The 18,101-nt window shown below is 64.7% G+C and carries 19 protein-coding genes; 9 read left to right on the forward strand and 10 right to left on the reverse strand.

What is annotated here, in order from left to right; translation table 11 throughout:
* Positions 1–251 precede the first annotated feature (251 nt).
* Positions 252–1,232, forward strand: coding sequence for an ABC transporter substrate-binding protein (locus ACXJMY_RS13620; RefSeq protein ID WP_456619851.1), 981 nt, complete (start codon positions 252–254; stop codon positions 1,230–1,232).
* A gap of 222 nt (positions 1,233–1,454) precedes the next feature.
* Here the strand turns inward: ACXJMY_RS13620 and ACXJMY_RS13625 are convergent, their stop codons facing one another.
* Entirely contained in the window at positions 1,455–1,901 is a 447-nt protein-coding gene (locus tag ACXJMY_RS13625; protein ID WP_456619852.1) for a hypothetical protein, read from the reverse strand.
* Between the two features lie 352 nt (positions 1,902–2,253).
* Here ACXJMY_RS13625 and glgC point away from each other — a divergent pair, with 352 nt between their 5' ends.
* From glgC to ACXJMY_RS13645, 4 genes are all read left to right on the forward strand, one after another.
* Positions 2,254–3,516 carry a glucose-1-phosphate adenylyltransferase gene (gene glgC / locus ACXJMY_RS13630; RefSeq protein WP_456619853.1) on the forward strand — a complete coding sequence of 421 codons (1,263 nt, stop codon included), beginning with the start codon at positions 2,254–2,256 and terminating at the stop codon, positions 3,514–3,516.
* Complete coding sequence (glgA, locus tag ACXJMY_RS13635; protein WP_456619854.1) at positions 3,513–4,961, forward strand: glycogen synthase GlgA; 1,449 nt, start codon at positions 3,513–3,515, stop codon at positions 4,959–4,961. Before glgC ends, glgA begins: the two co-directional genes overlap by 4 nt.
* A gap of 53 nt (positions 4,962–5,014) precedes the next feature.
* The gene (locus ACXJMY_RS13640) at positions 5,015–5,275 is read left to right on the forward strand and encodes a SemiSWEET transporter (protein WP_456619855.1); all 261 of its coding nucleotides are present in this window, start codon (positions 5,015–5,017) and stop codon (positions 5,273–5,275) included.
* Between the two features lie 349 nt (positions 5,276–5,624).
* A complete protein-coding gene (locus tag ACXJMY_RS13645; protein WP_456619856.1) occupies positions 5,625–6,275 on the forward strand; it encodes a nucleoside deaminase in 651 nt (216 codons plus the stop codon).
* Positions 6,276–6,299: 24 nt separating this feature from the next.
* Here the strand turns inward: ACXJMY_RS13645 and ACXJMY_RS13650 are convergent, their stop codons facing one another.
* Complete coding sequence (locus ACXJMY_RS13650) at positions 6,300–7,070, reverse strand: phosphorylase family protein (RefSeq protein ID WP_456619857.1); 771 nt, start codon at positions 7,068–7,070, stop codon at positions 6,300–6,302.
* 178 nt (positions 7,071–7,248) lie between these two features.
* A complete protein-coding gene (locus tag ACXJMY_RS13655; protein WP_456619858.1) occupies positions 7,249–8,046 on the reverse strand; it encodes a DODA-type extradiol aromatic ring-opening family dioxygenase in 798 nt (265 codons plus the stop codon).
* A gap of 157 nt (positions 8,047–8,203) precedes the next feature.
* Here ACXJMY_RS13655 and ACXJMY_RS13660 point away from each other — a divergent pair, with 157 nt between their 5' ends.
* A complete protein-coding gene (locus tag ACXJMY_RS13660) occupies positions 8,204–8,383 on the forward strand; it encodes a hypothetical protein (RefSeq protein ID WP_456619859.1) in 180 nt (59 codons plus the stop codon).
* Between the two features lie 21 nt (positions 8,384–8,404).
* On the opposite strand, the gene ACXJMY_RS13665 is transcribed toward ACXJMY_RS13660, so the two are convergent.
* Both ACXJMY_RS13665 and ACXJMY_RS13670 read right to left on the reverse strand, forming a co-directional pair.
* Positions 8,405–9,865, reverse strand: coding sequence for a carboxylesterase/lipase family protein (locus tag ACXJMY_RS13665; RefSeq protein ID WP_456619860.1), 1,461 nt, complete (start codon positions 9,863–9,865; stop codon positions 8,405–8,407).
* 320 nt (positions 9,866–10,185) lie between these two features.
* The gene (locus tag ACXJMY_RS13670) at positions 10,186–10,362 is read right to left on the reverse strand and encodes a hypothetical protein (RefSeq protein WP_456619861.1); all 177 of its coding nucleotides are present in this window, start codon (positions 10,360–10,362) and stop codon (positions 10,186–10,188) included.
* A 262-nt stretch (positions 10,363–10,624) separates the two neighbouring features.
* On the opposite strand from ACXJMY_RS13670, the gene ACXJMY_RS13675 reads away from it, so the two are divergent.
* The 3 genes from ACXJMY_RS13675 to ACXJMY_RS13685 all read left to right on the forward strand — a co-directional run bounded on the left by ACXJMY_RS13675 (position 10,625) and on the right by ACXJMY_RS13685 (position 14,101).
* A complete protein-coding gene (locus ACXJMY_RS13675; RefSeq protein WP_456619862.1) occupies positions 10,625–13,309 on the forward strand; it encodes a flavin-containing monooxygenase in 2,685 nt (894 codons plus the stop codon).
* Between the two features lie 132 nt (positions 13,310–13,441).
* The gene (locus tag ACXJMY_RS13680) at positions 13,442–13,717 is read left to right on the forward strand and encodes a hypothetical protein (RefSeq protein ID WP_456619863.1); all 276 of its coding nucleotides are present in this window, start codon (positions 13,442–13,444) and stop codon (positions 13,715–13,717) included.
* Positions 13,718–13,795: 78 nt separating this feature from the next.
* Positions 13,796–14,101 (forward strand): hypothetical protein, encoded by a 306-nt coding sequence (locus ACXJMY_RS13685; protein ID WP_456619864.1) that lies wholly within the window; start codon positions 13,796–13,798, stop codon positions 14,099–14,101.
* 62 nt (positions 14,102–14,163) lie between these two features.
* Here ACXJMY_RS13685 and ACXJMY_RS13690 read toward each other — a convergent pair whose 3' ends face one another.
* From ACXJMY_RS13690 to ACXJMY_RS13710, 5 genes are all read right to left on the reverse strand, one after another.
* Positions 14,164–14,319, reverse strand: a complete 156-nt coding sequence (locus tag ACXJMY_RS13690; protein WP_456619865.1) for a hypothetical protein — start codon at positions 14,317–14,319, stop codon at positions 14,164–14,166.
* 162 nt (positions 14,320–14,481) lie between these two features.
* Positions 14,482–14,997 carry a septal ring lytic transglycosylase RlpA family protein gene (locus ACXJMY_RS13695; protein WP_456619866.1) on the reverse strand — a complete coding sequence of 172 codons (516 nt, stop codon included), beginning with the start codon at positions 14,995–14,997 and terminating at the stop codon, positions 14,482–14,484.
* A gap of 152 nt (positions 14,998–15,149) precedes the next feature.
* Complete coding sequence (locus ACXJMY_RS13700; RefSeq protein ID WP_456619867.1) at positions 15,150–15,317, reverse strand: hypothetical protein; 168 nt, start codon at positions 15,315–15,317, stop codon at positions 15,150–15,152.
* A gap of 28 nt (positions 15,318–15,345) precedes the next feature.
* On the reverse strand, positions 15,346–16,596 hold the full coding sequence (locus ACXJMY_RS13705; protein WP_456619868.1) for a DUF1501 domain-containing protein: 1,251 nt from the start codon (positions 16,594–16,596) through the stop codon (positions 15,346–15,348).
* Positions 16,597–16,598: 2 nt separating this feature from the next.
* Entirely contained in the window at positions 16,599–18,074 is a 1,476-nt protein-coding gene (locus ACXJMY_RS13710) for a DUF1800 domain-containing protein (protein WP_456619869.1), read from the reverse strand.
* Between the last annotated feature and the right edge of the window lie 27 nt (positions 18,075–18,101).

The raw sequence follows: 18,101 nt of genomic DNA on the forward strand, positions 1-18,101 counted from the left end.
CAGCGACGCGCCGCCGGCGAGCGCAGCACAGGACTCCCTTGCCTGCATCATTCTTGCGCATTTTGATCTGCGCTCGCTCCGCTTTCTCGAAAGTGCGGGTTCGTTGAAACGTCCTTGCTCATCGCGCACGTAATACGGTCGGCCATTTCATTGACTGCGTATCGCGCGATCATAGACTTGATCGTCTCGCTGCATCGTTCGCTCACGCGTCGTGAGCCAAGCAACAAGACAGATCAAACAAGACAGGCCACATGAACATCAACTCCCACGATCATTCCATCACGCGCCGGCTTGCGGCATCGCTACTCGCTGCCGCCATCACCTTGTCGACGGCCGCCGCATCATTCGCGGCCGACGCGGTCGTGCTCCGGGTCGGCGACCAGAAGGGCGGCAACCGCTCGCTGCTGGAGATTTCAGGTTACGCGAAGGACCTGCCGTACAGAATCGAATGGTCGGAATTCCCCGCCGCGGCACCGATCCTGGAAGCGCTCAACGCCGGTGCGCTCGACGTCGGCTATACCGGCGATCTCTCTTTCCTCTCGGTCTTTGCTGCCGGCGCGCCGATCAAGGCGATCGGCGGCACGCGCTCGGATGCAAAGACGCAGGCCATCCTGGTGCGTCAGGATTCGCCGATCAAATCGGCCGCCGACCTCAAGGGCAAGCGCCTCGCCGGCACCCGCGGCGGCTGGGGCCAGTTTTTGATCGACGCGACGCTGGAGAAGGCACAGATCAAGCTCGAGGACGCGACCTTCGCGCCGCTCGGCCCGGTCGACGCCAAGATCGCGCTGGTGGCGGGCTCGATCGACGCGTGGGCGGTGTGGGAGCCCTACGTCTCGTTCGCGACGCTGAAGGACAAGGCCCGCGTGATCGCCGACGGCGAGGGCCTCACGCCCACCATCACCTTCATCGTCGCCTCCGACAACGCCATCGCCACCAAGCGCGCGGCGGTGCAGGACCTCGTGCAGCGGCTGAACAAGGCGCGGCTGTGGTCGCTGGATCACTTGCCTGAGTATGCGAAGAACACGGCCGAGCTGACCAAGCTGCCCGAGGATGTACTGCTCTCGGCCTACACCGCGCAGCGCACCAGCCCGATCGTGATCGACGAGAACGTGGTGAAGGAGGTGCAGGAGGCCGCCGACCGCTCGACGCGCTACGGCATCCTGCCGAAGAAGCTCGACGTGAACCAAGCCGTCGACCGCAGCTTCACCGCCGCGGCCGCGGGGTCAAACTAGAGCGTTTTCGAGCGAAGTGGATACCGGTTCGCGTGAAGAAAACGCGTCAAAGCAAGAATCTAGAGCCCCGTTCCGATTCATCGGAACGGAAACGGCTGTAGGCGGAGGCGGCGAGATGAGCAGGCTCAGCCTCAAGGCCGGCCCGCTTCATCTCGCCGCGATCGTGCTCGCGCATTTCGCCTGCATGAGCCTGATCGTCTGGCTCTCGCTCTAGCCGCGCGATTACCAATAGCCGCGATAATAGGGACGCGCATAGGCGCGGTACGGCCGATAGTAGCCATAGCCGTAGCCGTAATACGGGCGATAGGGCCGGTAGTATCGCGGATAGGCGTAGGCCGGTCCGTAACCATAATACGCCGGCGCATAACCGGAGCCGTAGCCGTAGCCCGGATATCCGTAGCCGCCGTAGTACGGGCCGCCGCCATAATAGCCATAGCCGTAAGGCGCGCTGCTGGCGATGGCACCGCCGATGATCGCGCCGACCGCGAGGCCGCCGAGACCCCATCCCCAGCCGCCGCCACGCCAATGCACCTGCGTGACATCGTCGCCGGCCGCGGCCTTCATGGCCGCGACGTTGGTCGGCAGCGGCGCTGCCGCCGCCTGCTCGAATTGGCTGGCCATGACCGCGCCCGCCAGCGAACAGGCAATCGCCGTTTTCCAGATCGTCATCGTCTTGCTCCCTGTCTGACGTTTCATTTGGAAAAAGGATTACACACCATGATCGGGCATCCCGGCGCCAAGTCAAAGCCTCGATTTCGCGTGCGGCGCACAACAGCCGGGCCTGCCTCAAATGTGATCGGGCCGCCTGCCGGATGCGGCATGCTGACCGCGAGGATATGACACCAGGACGACACCACCGGAAGTCGATCACCACGGCAAAGCATTAAGCTTCCCGGGCATTCGCAACCAACAAGCATCTTCCCGATTTACTATTCGTACCGTTACTATCGGTTCCAATATGGTGCGCGACCGAGAGGCTTCTCGCGAAGGTCCCGGCTGCGCCAGAGTGTGGGAGGATGACATGAGTGCCGCCGGAAATGAGCCGCTCGCCCGTCAGGCGCTGGCGTTTGTCCTGGCTGGCGGACGCGGCAGCCGGCTCCTGGAGCTGACCGACCGGCGCGCCAAGCCCGCCGTCTATTTCGGCGGCAAGTCCCGCATCATCGATTTCGCATTGTCGAACGCGGTGAACTCGGGCATCCGCCGCATCGCGGTCGCCACCCAGTACAAGGCGCACAGCCTGATCCGGCATCTTCAGATGGGCTGGAACTTCTTTCGCCCCGAGCGCAACGAGAGCTTCGACATTCTCCCCGCGAGCCAGCGCGTGTCGGAGAACATGTGGTATGTCGGCACGGCGGACGCGATCTACCAGAACATCGACATCATCGAGTCGCACAACGCCCGCTTCATCGTGGTGCTCGCCGGCGACCACATCTACAAGATGGACTACGAGGTGATGCTGCGGCAGCACGTCGACAGCGGCGCCGACGTCACGGTCGGCTGCCTCGAAATGCCGCGCGCGGAATCCTCCGGCTTCGGCATCATGCATATCGACGAGAACGGCTGGATCCAGGAGTTCCTGGAAAAGCCGAAAGATCCGCCGCCGATGCCGGGCAAACCCGATGTCTCGCTCGCCAGCATGGGCATCTACGTATTCGACGCGAAATTCCTGTTCGACGAGCTCAAGCGCGACGCCGAGGACCCGAACTCCAACCATGATTTCGGCAAGGACATCATTCCCCATATCGTCAAGAACGGCCGCGCCATCGCGCATCAGTTCAGCAGCTCCTGTGTCCGCTCCGGCTCCGACCCGCGTTCCTACTGGCGCGACGTCGGGACGGTCGATGCCTATTGGGCCGCCAACATCGACCTCACGGACGTTGTGCCGGAGCTCGACCTGTTCGACCGCGCCTGGCCGATCTGGTCCTATTCCGAGATCACCCCGCCCGCAAAATTCGTCCATGACGAGGAGAGCCGGCGCGGCCAGGCCGTGAGCTCGCTGGTCTCCGGCGGCTGCATCATTTCCGGCGCCTCGCTGCGCCGCTCGCTGCTGTTCACCGGCGTGCGCATCAACTCCTATGCCAACGTCGAGAATGCCGTGATCATGCCGTATGTGAATGTCGGCCGCGGCGCGCGATTGAAGAATGTCGTGATCGACCGCGGCGTGGAAATCCCCGAGGGGCTGGTCATCGGGGAAGATCCCGAACTCGACGCCAAACGCTTCCGCACCACCGAGCAGGGCATCTCGCTCATCACCCAGCCGATGATCGACAGGCTCAATACATGACGTCTGTTCGCGTCCTCGCGGTCGCTTCTGAAGTCTACCCCATCGTCAAGACCGGCGGCCTCGCGGATGTCGCCGGCGCGCTGCCGATCGCGTTGAAGACGCATGGCGTCGAGATGCGCACGCTGATGCCGGGCTATCCGGACGTGATGCGGCTGCTGTCGGGTGCCGACGAAATCCGGCGCTGGCCGGATTATTTCGGCGGGCCGGGGCGCCTGCTCGCCGGCTCGCATGCCGGGCTCGATCTGTTCGTGCTCGACGTGCCGCATCTGTACGCGCGGCCCGGCAACCCCTATGTCACCGCCGAGGGCGTCGACTGGCCGGACAATGGCGTGCGCTTTGCGGCGCTGTCGCGCGTGGCGGCCGATATCGGCCACGGCCTCGTCCCGTCCTTCGTGCCCGACGTCGTTCACGCCCATGATTGGCAGGCGGGGCTCGCGCCGGCCTATCTGCACTATGACAACCGCCCGCGGCCGGGCACGGTGATGACCATCCACAACATGGCCTATCAGGGCAAGTTCGCGCGTGAGCTGATCGGCGCGATCGGCCTGCCCTGGGATTCCTACGACGTCCATGGCGTCGAATATTTCGGCGGCGTGAGCTTTCTGAAGGCCGGGCTGCAGCTCGCCGATCGCATCACCACGGTGTCGCCGACCTACGCGCGGGAGATCCAGAGCGACGAAGGCGGCATGGGACTCGGCGGCCTCCTGCGCGAGCGCTCCAGCGTGTTGAGCGGCATTCTCAACGGCATCGACATTTCCGTGTGGAATCCCCAGACCGATCCGCACATCGCCTATCGCTTCGGTCCCGACGAGCTGGCGTTCCGTTCGGCCAACAAGGCCGCCCTGCAACAGCGGCTCGGCCTCGATCCGCTGCCCGACGCGCTGCTGCTCGGCGTCATCAGCCGGCTGTCGTGGCAAAAGGGGCTCGATCTCCTGCTCGAAGCCATCCCCACCATCCTTGGCGACGGCATGCAACTGGCTCTGCTCGGCAGCGGCGATGCCGAGTTGCAGGAGCGCTTCAAGGGGACCGCGCGCGCGCATCCGGGACGGATCGCCGCCGTGATCGGCTATGACGAGGCGCTCGCCCATCTGATCCAGGCCGGCTCCGACGCGCTCCTCGTGCCGTCGCGGTTCGAGCCCTGCGGCCTGACCCAGCTTTGCGCGCTGCGCTACGGCGCCGTGCCGGTCGTATCGCGTGTCGGCGGACTGGCGGACACGGTCGCCGACGTCAGGGATGCCGGCGACGCGGCCACCGGCTTTACGTTCGGGCCGGTCACATCAAAAAATCTCTCGGCTGCGCTGGGACGTGCGAGCTTCACCTTCCACGACAGGCCGGCGTGGCGAAAATTGCAGCTTATGGGCCTGGCGACGGACGTCTCGTGGCGCAACCGGGCGGGCGACTATGCCGCGCTCTATCGCGGCATCATCGCGGCGCGAAGGGCGTGAGCCCCCGCCATCCGACGGATTTTTCATCGCCGAATCCATGCTATAGAGCGGCCATGGACCCCTTCGCGATCAAGCTGCTCGGCTTTGCCGCCGCGACCTGCACCACCGTCGCCTACGCGCCGCAATTCATCAAGGTCTGGAAGACCCGCTCGACCGAAGACATTTCGCTCGGCATGTTCCTGGTCATGGTGCTGGGCCTGGCGCTCTGGCTGGTCTACGGCCTGCTCAGCGGCGACGCGCCGCTGGTCGCCGCCAACGCCATCACCATGGTGCTCGCCGGCGGTATCCTGTTCATGAAGCTGAAATACGGCTGAGGTTGAAGCTGCTTAGAGCGGATTGGCGCGAGTACCCATAAAATCCGGGATGTCTGTTTTCGAGGGACCCCGGAGCCGACATAGACAATAGATCATCGTGTGGTCCGTGCGGCACCTGAAAGGTAACGGTCCTTGATCCAGATCAAGTCAGACTGTTTGTAGCCCGCTGCTTAATTGCGAATATGCCAGGCCGCAGGAGCCGCCTCCGTAGCGGCACCGGAAACATTCTACATCGCTACGACGCCGCCGTAATATGAAGGGGCGGCGACAGACGCATTCTCAACACCGTTCTCGCGTTCCCAAAGGGGCGCCTATGAGTAGATCAGAAGCTGACGTCCAAGATCTGCGAATGATGGAAAGATGCCTCGAACTCGCTCGGCAAGGGGTGAAGGAAGGAGAGCTGCCATTCGGCGCCGTAATCGCGTCTCGAGGACAGGTCATCGCAGAAGCGACTAACCACGTTTCATCGGAATGCGACGTGACCCGACACGCGGAACTCGTGGCTCTTTCAGAGGCGCAGAAGATTCTAAGACAAAAGCGTTTGCCGGATTGCACTTTGTATTCAATCGTCGAACCTTGCCCAATGTGTTCTTTCCCGACACGTGAGGCGCGGATTGGTCGCGTGGTGTTCGCCATTTCATCTCCGATCATGGGCGGATTTTCGAGATGGGACGTTCTGTCGGACAACAATTTGTCGAGCAAACTGCCTGAGGTCTTCGGACCTGCGCCGGAAATCGTCTCTGGCTTGCTATCCCAAAGGGCGGAGCAGGTCTGGCGCGACTGGAACCCGCTCGCCTGGCGATTTATGAGACGACGAGGCTGCATCGGACGAGCGGCCGAGCAGACTTCGTGCCATGCGGGCGCGCCTCGGCCAACGTTTTCCTGGAATGCGCTGGCGGATATTTTGGCCGCGCCGGCTCTTTCGGTGAGTAACGTCTTCCTGCGCCGGCGTGCAGATTCAAACACCACCATCTCGGACCTGGACAAGTCTGAAGTCTAGGATCGGGAGCGCGCTACTGCAGGATCAGGCGCGTGTGGCTATCGTTTCAAGTGCACGCGTCGGAATGGGAACTGGGTTTCGTGAATACAGGTGCGGGAAACCAAAGTGAGCTCCGATCCGTCGCTTGGCGCTGCGCAAAGCCATCACCGCCATGACAGAGTCAACGGCGAGCCGGCTAAGACCTGGGAGTTGCCCCGGGTCTTGAACAAGCGAACGTCCAATCTTGCGCAGTTCAGGCTTACCTGCGGGCCCAATATCTATGAGCGCTGCCCTCGGAAGTTTTCGATGAGCAGGGTTTAGAACAACACGACAGACGGCAAAGGGAATTCTGAGTTCGGAAGCAATTCGAGCGACGATCTGCGACTCCATATCGGCGGCAACCGCCCCGGTGATGCCATGGAAGTCCCGCCTCTCTTCAAGACTTGTCATCGGGGAAGCGACTCCAGCTATCGCAGAGTAGCTGGCACCCGGGATCATCCGAAGGAGCTCCTCGGCCCAGGGGAGGTCAGCTGGATAAGCTTCATCTTTCGCGGCAAATACCGACGAGGCGATGACGATGTGACCTGGTCGGAGCTTCGGATCTAGCCCGCCGCATACCCCAAAACTTATAATGCCGCGCGCGCCGTGTCTGATAGCGTCACGCAAGTAAAAGGCGGTCCGGTCACCATCAGCGATCATCGCTGGCGCGCCGGCTATTCTGGCTTCGATCGCAAGTCCAACTACGGCGATGACCGCCTTCATGTCACAGCGGGGGGCGCCAGCGTGAGCGTCGTTGACCGTGACATGCAGCGTCATCAGAGGCGTCGATAATCCTGAAACCGAAGTGTCTCTAGACTCGGGCAATCAAGAGTAAGCCGGCACTAGCACTGTTCGTCTAGACAAAATCGACAGTCCTCCCGATTGGAAGCCAGTTGTTGGAGAACTGTGCCTCGGACGCCACAGCTGCCGCCTGATCGCGGCGCTGGCGGCGAGATCAGCCGCCGAACACATACGACGCCATCGCGACGTTCGCGACCTCGTCGACGAACACGCGATGGCCGACATCGCTGCCGGCAGCGCCGGCGGCCACCATCAGCGGCAGCAGATGGTCCTCGCGGGGATGCGCAAGGCGTGCGCTCGGCGCATTCTCCCAGTCGACCAGCATTGCGTTGCGCCGTGCTGCATCCGGATGGCTGATCGCCTCGTTCAAATAAGCCTCGAAATCATACGAGACCAGCTTCGACTCCGGCCGTCCGAAGCCGCGCATGTTGTGATAGGTGAGCCCGCTGCCGATGATCAGGATGCCCTCATCGCGCAGCGGCGCGATCGCCTCCCCGACCCTGATGTGTTCGCCCGGATCGTAGCTCGATTTCAGCGACAGCAACACGATCGGCATGTCGGCGTTCGGATACATCAGCCCGAGCGGCACGAAGGTGCCGTGGTCGAATCCCTGATTGGCATCCTCGCGGCAATCGAGGCCGGCGCGCACGAGCAGCGCCTTCACCTCGGCGGCGAGCTCGGGCTTGCCCGGCGCCGGATATTTCAGATGATAGGTGTGCTCGGGGAAACCGTAATAGTCGTACACCATCGGCGGATGTGCCGCGGTCGACACCGTGAACGCATCGGCCTCCCAATGGCCGGTGATGACGAGCACCGCCTTGGGTTTCGCCGGCAGACGCTGCGGCAACCGGCCGAACGCCTCGGCGGTCTTGGCATATTGCACCCGCCTGTCCTCCATGAACGGCCAGGGGCCGCCGCCATGCGACAAAAAGAAGGTCGGAACTCGCGTCATAGGCCTCGGCTCGTCTGTTCGGCAAGGGGCGCAGGTGTCATCCGCGCGAAACGGCGGCGAGCATAGGGAAACGCGTATGGTTAGCAAGCCGTTAACGATTTGCCTTCCAAAATCCCCGGCGTGGCCGAAGCAGTCGGCCAGAAGCCAGGGACGTGTGATGAGGAAGTTTTCGCTGGGGGACGTCGTCAACAGTGACAAGGGCCGCCGCGGCGTCGTCCGCGCTGCCTTCAGATCGAAGGAAGGCCAGCAGTTCTACGCCGTCGAGAAGGACGGCGCGATGGACTATCTGGAGGAAGACCGGCTGAGCCCGGCCCCCCGCGTCGAACTCGCGGCTTGATCTCAACTCATCCTTCGAACCTCAGCGCGCGAGCCGGTCCAGGCGCTCCAACCAGGGGTCGTCACCGCTCGCGATGCGATCATCCGTGATCAATAGCAGGCGATCGCGATCGGCGACCGCATCCCAACGCGGCAGGTCCGGGCCGTTGGGATTTCCGCTCGTCGCGAAGTTGATCCAGTAGGCGCGCATGCGGCTTGCGACCGCGCGATCCCGTCGCGAAAGGATGCCGGCGCCCGGCACCCCCTCGGCACCGAAGATGAACTGCAATTCCCGACCGTGCCCTTCGTCGGGACTTCCGCGCTGGGCTTCGGGCACATAGGCGAAGCGATAGCGAAAGGTCGGCGCGCCCGTTGCCGCATGCAAGCGGGCCAGCAACCGCACCGGCTCGGAGAAGACCTTGTCGGTGTAGAACCTTGCCGCAAGATCCGATTGCCGTGCGACGTCGGGATAGAGCTTGCGCAGCCCGTCGATGCTCTCGCCCGACGACGCAAGCTCCTCCTTGATCCCGAGCTCACCGTCAAAGCTGGTCTCGTCGTCATTCGAGCCGATGATCACGGGAATGCGGCTCTGGTGTCCCGCCGCAAACCCCGCGGCGACGTTCTCCGACGCCAGACCTCCATCCACGGCCGGCGCGAAGCTGCGCGACGATTTTTCCAGCAGATGTTTTTCGGCGGCGAGCAGCCGTGCCGGCTCGGCTGTGCGCACATCCGCTTCCTGCCCAAGCGCCGCCACGAATTGCCGCCCCATCGTCTCCGCCTCTTGCGCCGTGCGCAGGCGCGCGCGACCGGGCACCGATTGCAAAATCGCTTTCTGAAACAGATCGCGCGTTTGCGTACACAGCATCAAGAGGGCGATCGACATCGCGCCTGCGCCGTTGCCGAACAGGGTGACGTTGTTCGGATCGCCGCCGAAGGCTGCGATGTTGTCGTGGACCCAATGCAGCGCCGCGATCTGGTCCATCAGGCCGTAATTGCCGGAGCCGCCTTCCGACAGCGCCGGGTGAGCGAGCCAGCCGAGCACACCAAGGCGATAATTGACGGTGACCACGATGAGGCCAGCCTGCGCGAGCCTGGCGCCGTCGAACAGCGGATCATTCGCGGAGCCGCTGACGAAGCCGCCGCCATGGATGAACACCATCACTGGCAGCGGGCCGTCGACCCCGAAGGGACGAAACACGTTGAGCGTGAGGCAATCCTCGCTCGCGGCCGGCAGTGACGGCTGAAGGCACGGCGCGGCGTAGTCGTAGGCGGTGCGCATCTCCGAGCTCTCGGGCGTCGCCCGCGGTGCATGCCAGCGCAGCGGTCCGACCGGCGGCGCAGCGTAGGCGAGCCCCTTGAAGGACGCCACCTCCCCCTCGACGGCGCCGAGCATCTGTCCCTCGCGCGTCAGGGCAAACGGAAACTGGCCGACCGGCTGGGCCAGGGCCGCGCCGGCGCAGCAGAGGAATGCGGAAGCCGCAACGAGCGCAAGCAGGGGCCGCATCTTGGGGATCTCGATGCGCGGAAAGGTTCCCGGGCAGGTTACGTCCGCGGCGCGCGACGAGGCAAGTGCTGCGCGAGTCTTACCTCTCCCCGCTTGCGGGGAGAGGTCGGATCGCCCTTCCGATCCGGGTGAGGGGGTACAGGTCTCTCAACGATCTCATGGGGAGAGAGGCCCCTCACCCCAACCCTCTCAGGGCGAGCGAAGCTCGTCCCGACCCCGCATCCGCCTTCGCCCGAAGGCGGGCTTCGGCGGACAAGAGGGCTGGGCGAGGGAGCGCATCTATTCCGCGGCTGGAGCTCGACCTGATTGCGACGGCAGCCCTAACCGCCCTTGCCGGTGAGCTCCGCCAACGCGTGCCGCGCGATGATGCCGAGTTCACCGAGCGTGGAATGGCCGGATTGCGCCGCCTCGATCAGGCGTTGGGCGATGAACCTGCGGCTGTCGTGATCGCCGCCATGCGGCAACTGGCGGCATGTCTGCTCCAGGACGACGTCCATGTTCGCTTTGGTTCGCTCACTCAACTCTTTCATGACGCCCGGGCGGTACGCGTGGCTAGTAACCGCAAGCATACACAGACGGATCGGTCATGATTAGCCCGGGTAATCACGGCCATTGTGCATCGCGATGCGTGCATTGAAGCAACGTTCGCGCCGCCACGATGACGCCGCAAACGACTACCGAAGATTGCACTAGCTCTGATGACAAGCCGAGCCTGCAGCGCTAGCCTGCCGGCAAAACAAAATACACGGGAGGAATGCCATGCCTGACGCAATGGTCGCCGCACGTGAATCCAAGACGGCGAGTGGAACAGCCCAGCAGGTCGATGTCGCCGTTGTCGGCGCCGGATTTGCCGGCCTCTACCTTCTGCATCGCCTGCGCAAGGCCGGCTTCTCGGCGGTCGCGCTCGAAGAGGCCGGCAATGTCGGCGGCACCTGGTATTGGAACCGCTATCCCGGCGCACGCTGCGACATCCAGACCATCGACTACAGCTACACTTTCGATCCGGAACTCGAGGCCGCCTGGACCTGGTCGGAAAAATACGCGACCCAGCCCGAGATCCTGCGCTATCTCGGCTTCGTCGCCGACCGCTACGACCTCAGGCGCGACATCCGCTTCACGACCAAGGTGACGGGGGCCAGGTGGGACGAAGCGACTGAGCGCTGGCAGCTCACCACCGATGACGGCGCGCCGGTTTCCTGCCGCCACTACATCATGGCGACCGGCTGCCTCTCCGCGCCCAAGCCGCCGGAGATCGACGGCGTCAAGGATTTCAAAGGCGAGGTCTATTTCACCGGCCGCTGGCCACATGATGGCGTCAATCTCGCCGGCAAGCGCGTCGCCGTGATCGGCACCGGCTCCTCGGGCATCCAGTCGATCCCCCTGATCGCCGAACAGGCCGCGCAGCTGACCGTGTTCCAGCGCACGCCGAACTTCGCATTGCCGGCGCATAACGGCCCCTCGCCCTCGGATCGCATGAGCCTTCTACAGGGCGACCGCGCGGCCTATCGCGAGCAGGCCCGCCAGTCGATGACCGGCGTACCCTACCCGCAGCAGACAGCCGTAAGCTGGCAATTGAGCGATGCCGAACGACGCGCCCGCTTCGAGGAGGCGTGGAGCAGAGGCGATCTCGTCTACATCCTGACGCAGTTGTGGGCCGATCAGGGCGTCGATTTCGACGGCAACGCGCTGATCTGCGACCTCATTCGCGAGAAGATCGGGACGATCGTGAAGGACCCCGAAACCGCCGCGGCGCTGATGCCGCATGATCATCCGTTCGGCGCAAAGCGCCCATGTCTCGATACCAATTACTACGCGACCTACAACCGGCCGAACGTCACACTGGTCAATCTGCGCCAGGAGCCGATCACGGCGATCACCGCAGGCGGCATCACCACCGGCAAGCGCAGCTTCGAGGTCGACGTCATCGTGTTCGCGACCGGCTTCGACGCCATGACCGGGGCGATCCGGGCCGTGCATCCGATCACGGGGCGCGGCGGCAAGTCGCTCTCCGACGTCTGGGCGCAGGGTCCGCAGACCTATCTCGGGCTCACCGTCGCGGGCTTTCCGAACTTCTTCATGATCACGGGACCCGGCAGTCCGTCGGTGCTGTCGAATATGGCGGTGTCGATCGAGCAGCATGTCGACTGGGTCGTTGACCGGCTTGCCGCGCTGCGTGACGCCGGCTTCGCCACGGTCGAGGCCACCGAGACGGCGCAGGCCGGCTGGGGCAAGCACATGGCCGACTGCGCAACGCTGACGCTGCACCGGCTCGCCAACACCTGGTACACGGGCGCCAACGTGCCGGGCAAGGTGCACGCGCTGATGCCCTATACCGGCGGCGTCGGCCCCTATCGCAGCATCTGCGACGAGGTCACGAACCGCGGCATGCTCGGCTTCAGGCTCACCGGCCCCAACGGCGCCGCGCAATGCAATGACGGCGAGGTGGTGCGCCTGCAGCCGGACGTGCGGCTGGTGCTAAACCTGCTCACATCGCTGAACCTGCCGCCGATCGAGTCGATGGGCGCGCAAGGCGCGCGCGCCTTCGTGAACGAGTTCAACAAAGGACGTCCGGCGGGACGACCGATCGGCGATGTCGTCGACGGCACGTTGCCGGGCACCGACGGCCCGCTTCCCTATCGTGTCTACAAGCCTGCGACGCCGGGGCCACATCCGGTCGTGATCTATTTCCACGGCGGCGGCTGGGTGCTCGGCGACGAGCAGTCCGACGATCCGTTCTGCCGCGACATGGCGCGGCGCACCGATATGATCCTCGTCAGCGTCGGCTATCGCCATGCGCCGGAGCATCGCTTCCCAACGGCGGCCGAGGACGGCTATGCCGCGACGCGCTGGATCGCGGAGCACACGGCCGAGTTCGGCGGCAAGCCGGGCCCGGTGCTGGTCGCGGGCTGGAGCGCCGGCGGCAACATCGCCGCCGTCACCTGCCAGCTGGCGCGCGACCGCGGCGGGCCGGAGATCGCCGGCCAGCTGCTGGTCTGCCCGGTCACCGACTGCACGTTCGACCGGCCGTCCTACAACGAGAATGCGACCGGCTATTTCCTGACGCGCTCGCTGATGTACTGGTTCTGGGACCTCTACTGCTCGCCGGCCGACCGCACCGATCCTCGCGTCTCGCCGCTCCGCGGCAAGGTCGCGGGCCTGCCGCCGGCTTTCGTCGTCACCTGCGAGTTTGACCCCTTGCGCGATGAAGGCATCGCCTATGCCGACGCGATGGCAGCCGCCGGCGTCCCGGTCGAGCAGCTCAAGGCGCGCGGTCATTTCCATTCATCCTTTGCGATGGTGGACGTGGTGATCACCGGCGTATCCGGCCGAGTCCGGATGGCGGAGGCGTTGCGGCGCTTTGCCGGGCTTCCGCCGGAGGTCAGGCGCGGCGATGAGAGCGGTGACACCAGCCCGGGGCACAGGATCGCTGCGGCCGCAAGCTGATAACGACGGATCGGCCGGGAACTATTTCGCGGTCATCGCGTTATGTGGTTGTGGTATTGAGATGCAGTGATAGGTCTGATCCCCGGCAAGCAAGTCCGCGTGCCGGGGTTCTTGTTTGCGTGAGGCGGGACGATGGCGGACGGGTTAGTTACAGATTCCAAGGTCGACTTCGGCGCACACGCCGCGCTGCATAAATGGCCGTCGCTTGCAAACCAGCGAAGGCCGGACCGGGAGCCCTACCAGGTGAGCGAAGGCACGCTCGACGAGTGCATCTCGGCTTTCATGGCGAAGCCGGCGGCGACCAGGCATCTCTATGAGATTCACACGGCGGCGCAGCCGCCGCTGGTGACGGACATCCTGTCGCCCGAGCACGTCATCGAGCTGTCGCGGCTGCGCGAATTTCTCTGAAGGCATGCGGAAGCCGTAGGAACCTTCTGCCAGCTTTTCCCGTTATCGGGGATCGATAGTCAGGCGTGGTGCCTCAAGATGCTTGAAGCCGGCGTACCATCCCCAATCGTGCCCTATGGCGCCGATCAAACCATTTTCGTGGTGATCGATCGCCGCGACCATGCAACCGAAATCCACGTTGAGCGCAGCGACCTCGAAGCCACGATCGGCGAGCTCGTCGCCGGCTGCTTCAATGACCCCGTCAAAGTGATCTCGTTCAACACGCTCGAACATTGGATGAAGGACATCTCGACCGAGATCGCCGGCGAAATCCGTGCGCGCTGCGACATCGATGGTGTGACACTGCCCGACTATCTCAGCGATTTCGTCGACAGCCATACCTGATCCCGCATCATCCTCGCCGGTACGCGCCCGTTGCGAACGCGCCGGGCGCATGGTTGCGGGAGTTATGCGTGCCGACGCCTGCCGGCGATGATCTCGATCTCGCGGCGGCGCTCGCCCGCGAAGGTCAGCAGCTTTTCGATCGTAAGCGTATCCGTGATCCGTTTGGCGAGCCGCTCGGCGCGCGCGGCCTGATCTTCGAGATACTGGATCGTGTTCAAGCGTCCGCCTCCCCAAAAGCCCCAGATTGTTTGGGCAGCTATGGTGCGTGAGAAGCGGCTAACAGCCGGTTAAGCGGCGGCGTTCGAGCGCGATGAATCGCGGCCTAATTGTTTGAGCATGATCTTTTCGGAAAACCGCTGCGCACTTTTCCGGATCATGCTCTATCGCACGACGTCGAGCCTGACATTGGCGACGCCCTTGTCGACCATGCCGAGCGCCTCGGCCGCGGACGGAGAGATATCGACAACGCGCCCGCGAACAAAAGGCCCTCGGTCGTTGACCCTGACCGTGACGAAGCGGCCGGAGGAGACATCGGTGACGCGCAGCTTGGTGCCGAACGGCAGGCTCGGATGCGCCGCGGTCAATTCGTTCTTGTCGAACCGCTCGCCGCTCGCGGTCTCCGTATCCGAATAGAAGCTGGCAACGCCGTGCGAGGCTGTCCGCTTTGCGTCGCCGTCGGGCATACGCGCCCGGCTGATCGGCCGTGGATGCAGCGCCGCCACCCGGTGCGGACGTTCGACGGCCGCCTGCCGGTTGGTGCCAAGATCAGCCTTCTGGCGACCGACCGGCGATTGTGCGCAGGCGGCGAGCGAGGCCGCACCGACGATGGCAAGAAGCAGCCGGCTCGAGGTTGCCAGCGATATCCGGGCAGTTTCGGCACTTGCAAAGCGAGACATGATGCGCCCTCCGAACAACCCCAAGTTTCGGTGGGCAATGAGGGCAGAACCTTGTCAGAACAAAAGCGGGGTTAGGGCCACGGCCGTTTAGCGCCAGCTGTGACGATTCCACCACACTGGCCTGTCCTGAATCGGGACAAACCTGAGGAAAATCAGCCGGATGCGACACGCCAGACGATCGGGCGCGCCTCCGGCTGAGCTTCGCTCGCTTCGGTGTCACCGTTCAGGAGCCGCATCAGTTCGCGCCGATAGAGCAGGCGCCAGCCGGTTTTCAGGCTCGCGAGAAAGTCGAGCTCCCGTTGTGTCAGTGTGCACATCATGAACCCGGTCCGGTTGCGAGCAGCGCCGTCAGCCGACGAGGCTCCCCATCGGTTTGACGTCGGCGCTGCCGGGGAAGACCGCTTCAGCCAGCACCTTCTCCTCGACACGTAAGTGATCCCTGAGCAGGCCCTTCAGCACGGCGCGCAGATCCGTGGTCGGCCTGAGGTCGCGATCCTCGAACAGTTGCGCGGACTTCAATCCCGGCCAGTCCGCGATCACGCGGCCACCGGCGAGCGCGCCGCCGATGAGGAAGGCGACCGTACCCGTGCCATGGTCGGTGCCTTGCGTGCCGTTGATGCGCGCGGTGCGGCCGAACTCGGTGACGACGGCGACCACCGTCTCGTGCCACACCTCGCCCATGTTGCTCTCGATCGCGGCAAAGGCGCCGTCGAGCGCGCCAAGCAGATTGTAGAGCTGGCCGGAGGCCGCGCCTTCTGCGATGTGCGTGTCCCAGCCGACGAAACCCATCGCGCCGACGCGCGGACCGTCGGCCTTGGCGAGATAGCGCGCGGCGGTGCCGGCCGCTTCGGCGAAATAGGCGCGCACGCGTGCGATGCCGGGAGGCGCCAGCGTCGGATCGTCCGACATCGGATCGCCCGTGCCCATCGCACCGTCGAGCGAAGCGAGCTTCATGCGGGCCTGGAGCACGGTCGCAAGCTTCGGATCGGTGTGCTGGTAGAGATCGAGCAGGCGGTTCTGCGTGTCCTGGCTTGCCGGCAGGAGTTTTTGCGGCACCCATGTCATGACCGGCGCCGAGCCGCGCACCACCAGCGGCGTCACCGAGCCGATGCCGAGCGCGCGGCTGCCGCGCGGGTCGACGCGCCCGCCCGATTCCAGCGCGAGCAGCGCGCGGTTGAGCCACCCCGACGCGGTCGCGCCAGGCTTGGTGAATCCGCTTTCGAGCACGTCCTGGCCGTCGAAATGCGAGCGCTCGCGATAGGGCGTGGCCGCGGCGTGGACGATCGAGGCCTTGCCGGTCTTGTAGAGCCGATGCAGGTTCGGCATCGCCGGATTGAGCGCGAAGAAGGCATCGAGCGGCAGCGCCGGCGTCTTGCCATCCAGCACCAGCGCACGATCGCCGCGCAGTGAGATCCAGTCGGGATCGCCGACCGGCGCGACCGCACCGAGACCGTCGAGCGCACCGCGCAGCACGATGACGAGCAGGCGCGGATCGCGTCCTTCCGCGCGCGCGATCCGCGGCATCTGGCTCCACGCGAATAGCGCGCCGGAGCCGACCAGAAGCTCGCGCCGCGTGGGCAAATGATTGTCAAAGCCCATGGTCACCTCCTCTGGAAATCCGCCGACATGAACAGCAGCGCAAGTGCCTGCTGCCGGCTCTCGGCGCGGCCGACCGCTTGCTTCACCTCGGGCGCGATCTCGGACGCGAAGACGTCCTCGATAATCGCTTGCGGATCGGCCATGCCGGTGATGCGCTCGGCAAAATTGTTGGCGATGTCGAGCCGCCGGCCAACGCCGTCGATCCAACTCGCCTCGTCGTCCGGATAGCCCTTGGGCGCCGACGGACGCCACAGCGCTTCGCCGAGCAGCTCCTGGCCGCCTGTGAAGCGCGTGGGATCGACGGTCGTGATGCCGGTCGCGCGCACCATGCCGACCACCCATTCGCCCGGACGCTTGAGTTTTGACGGCGGGCCGCGCCACGCCTCGTCCGACGACACCATCGCGATTGCGACCTGCTTGAGGTCGCCCTCGGTATCGCGAAAGGTCTTCGCCATCTGCTCGATCAGCCCCAGTGGCGGCTCGTCGGCCACGAAATGCCGTGCGAGCTTTGTCGCGATATGGGTCGCGGTCGCCGGATGCGCGGCAAGATCGCGCAACACGGCGCGGCCCTGCTCGGCGTCCTCCTGCTCGTAGCGCTTGCCGAGCACGGTCTGTCCGCCGGGCTCGTGCAGCCGCGGATTGAAGGTGAATTCGCCACCATGCTGGGGATCGGCGCCCGGCGGCAGCAATGTCCATCCGGTCAGGACGTTGGCGAAGCTGATCACGTCGTCCTGGGTGTAGCCGGTGCGCACGCCGAGCGTATGCAATTCCATGATCTCGCGCGCAATGTTCTCGTTGAGGCCGCGGCTGCGGTTGATGCCGGCGGTCGAGTTCGCACCCATCGAGTCGAGATTGTCGAGATAGAACAGCATCGCCGGATGGCCCTCGACCGCCAGCAGGAGATCGACGAAGCGGCCGAGCGCATTGGCGCGAACGGCCTCGCGCTCATAGGCGCCGGACATGCTCTGGATCTTGTTGGCCGAAACGCAGAAATGGTTGGACCAGAACCACACCAGCCGCTCGGCGAAGCCGATCTCGGCGGCAAGCGCGGCCTCCGTGCGCAGCTTGGCTTCCTGCAAGTAGATCGGACGACCGGGATCGGGAATGGCGTCAGCCGCCTGCTTCGCCGCCATCTCGGCGGCGTCCTTCTCCTGGCCCTGACTCTGGCCTTGCGCCTGCCCTTGCGTTTGAGCCTGGTCTTCCGACATGGCCGGCGCCGCAGCCATCTGCTGCTTCTTCGCCTGCTGCTGCGCCTGCTTGGCGCGTGCCGCGCGCCGGGCATTGGCGTCGGCCACGGTGCGATAGGCCTTTGCGCTCGTAGGGAGACTGGCCGCTGCGGTCAGTACGAGCGGCCGGTCGAGCTCCGCGATCAGCGCGCCGCGCGGGTCGGTCCCGACAGCCGCGATCGATCCCGGTCGCGGCCCCATCCCGAAGCGATGAAGCCCCAGCACGGCCTCGGCCTTTGCAGAATTGCTCATGGCGAATGCCCAATTCTTCGAGCCTGC

The organism is Bradyrhizobium sp. P5_C12, assembly GCF_054049735.1.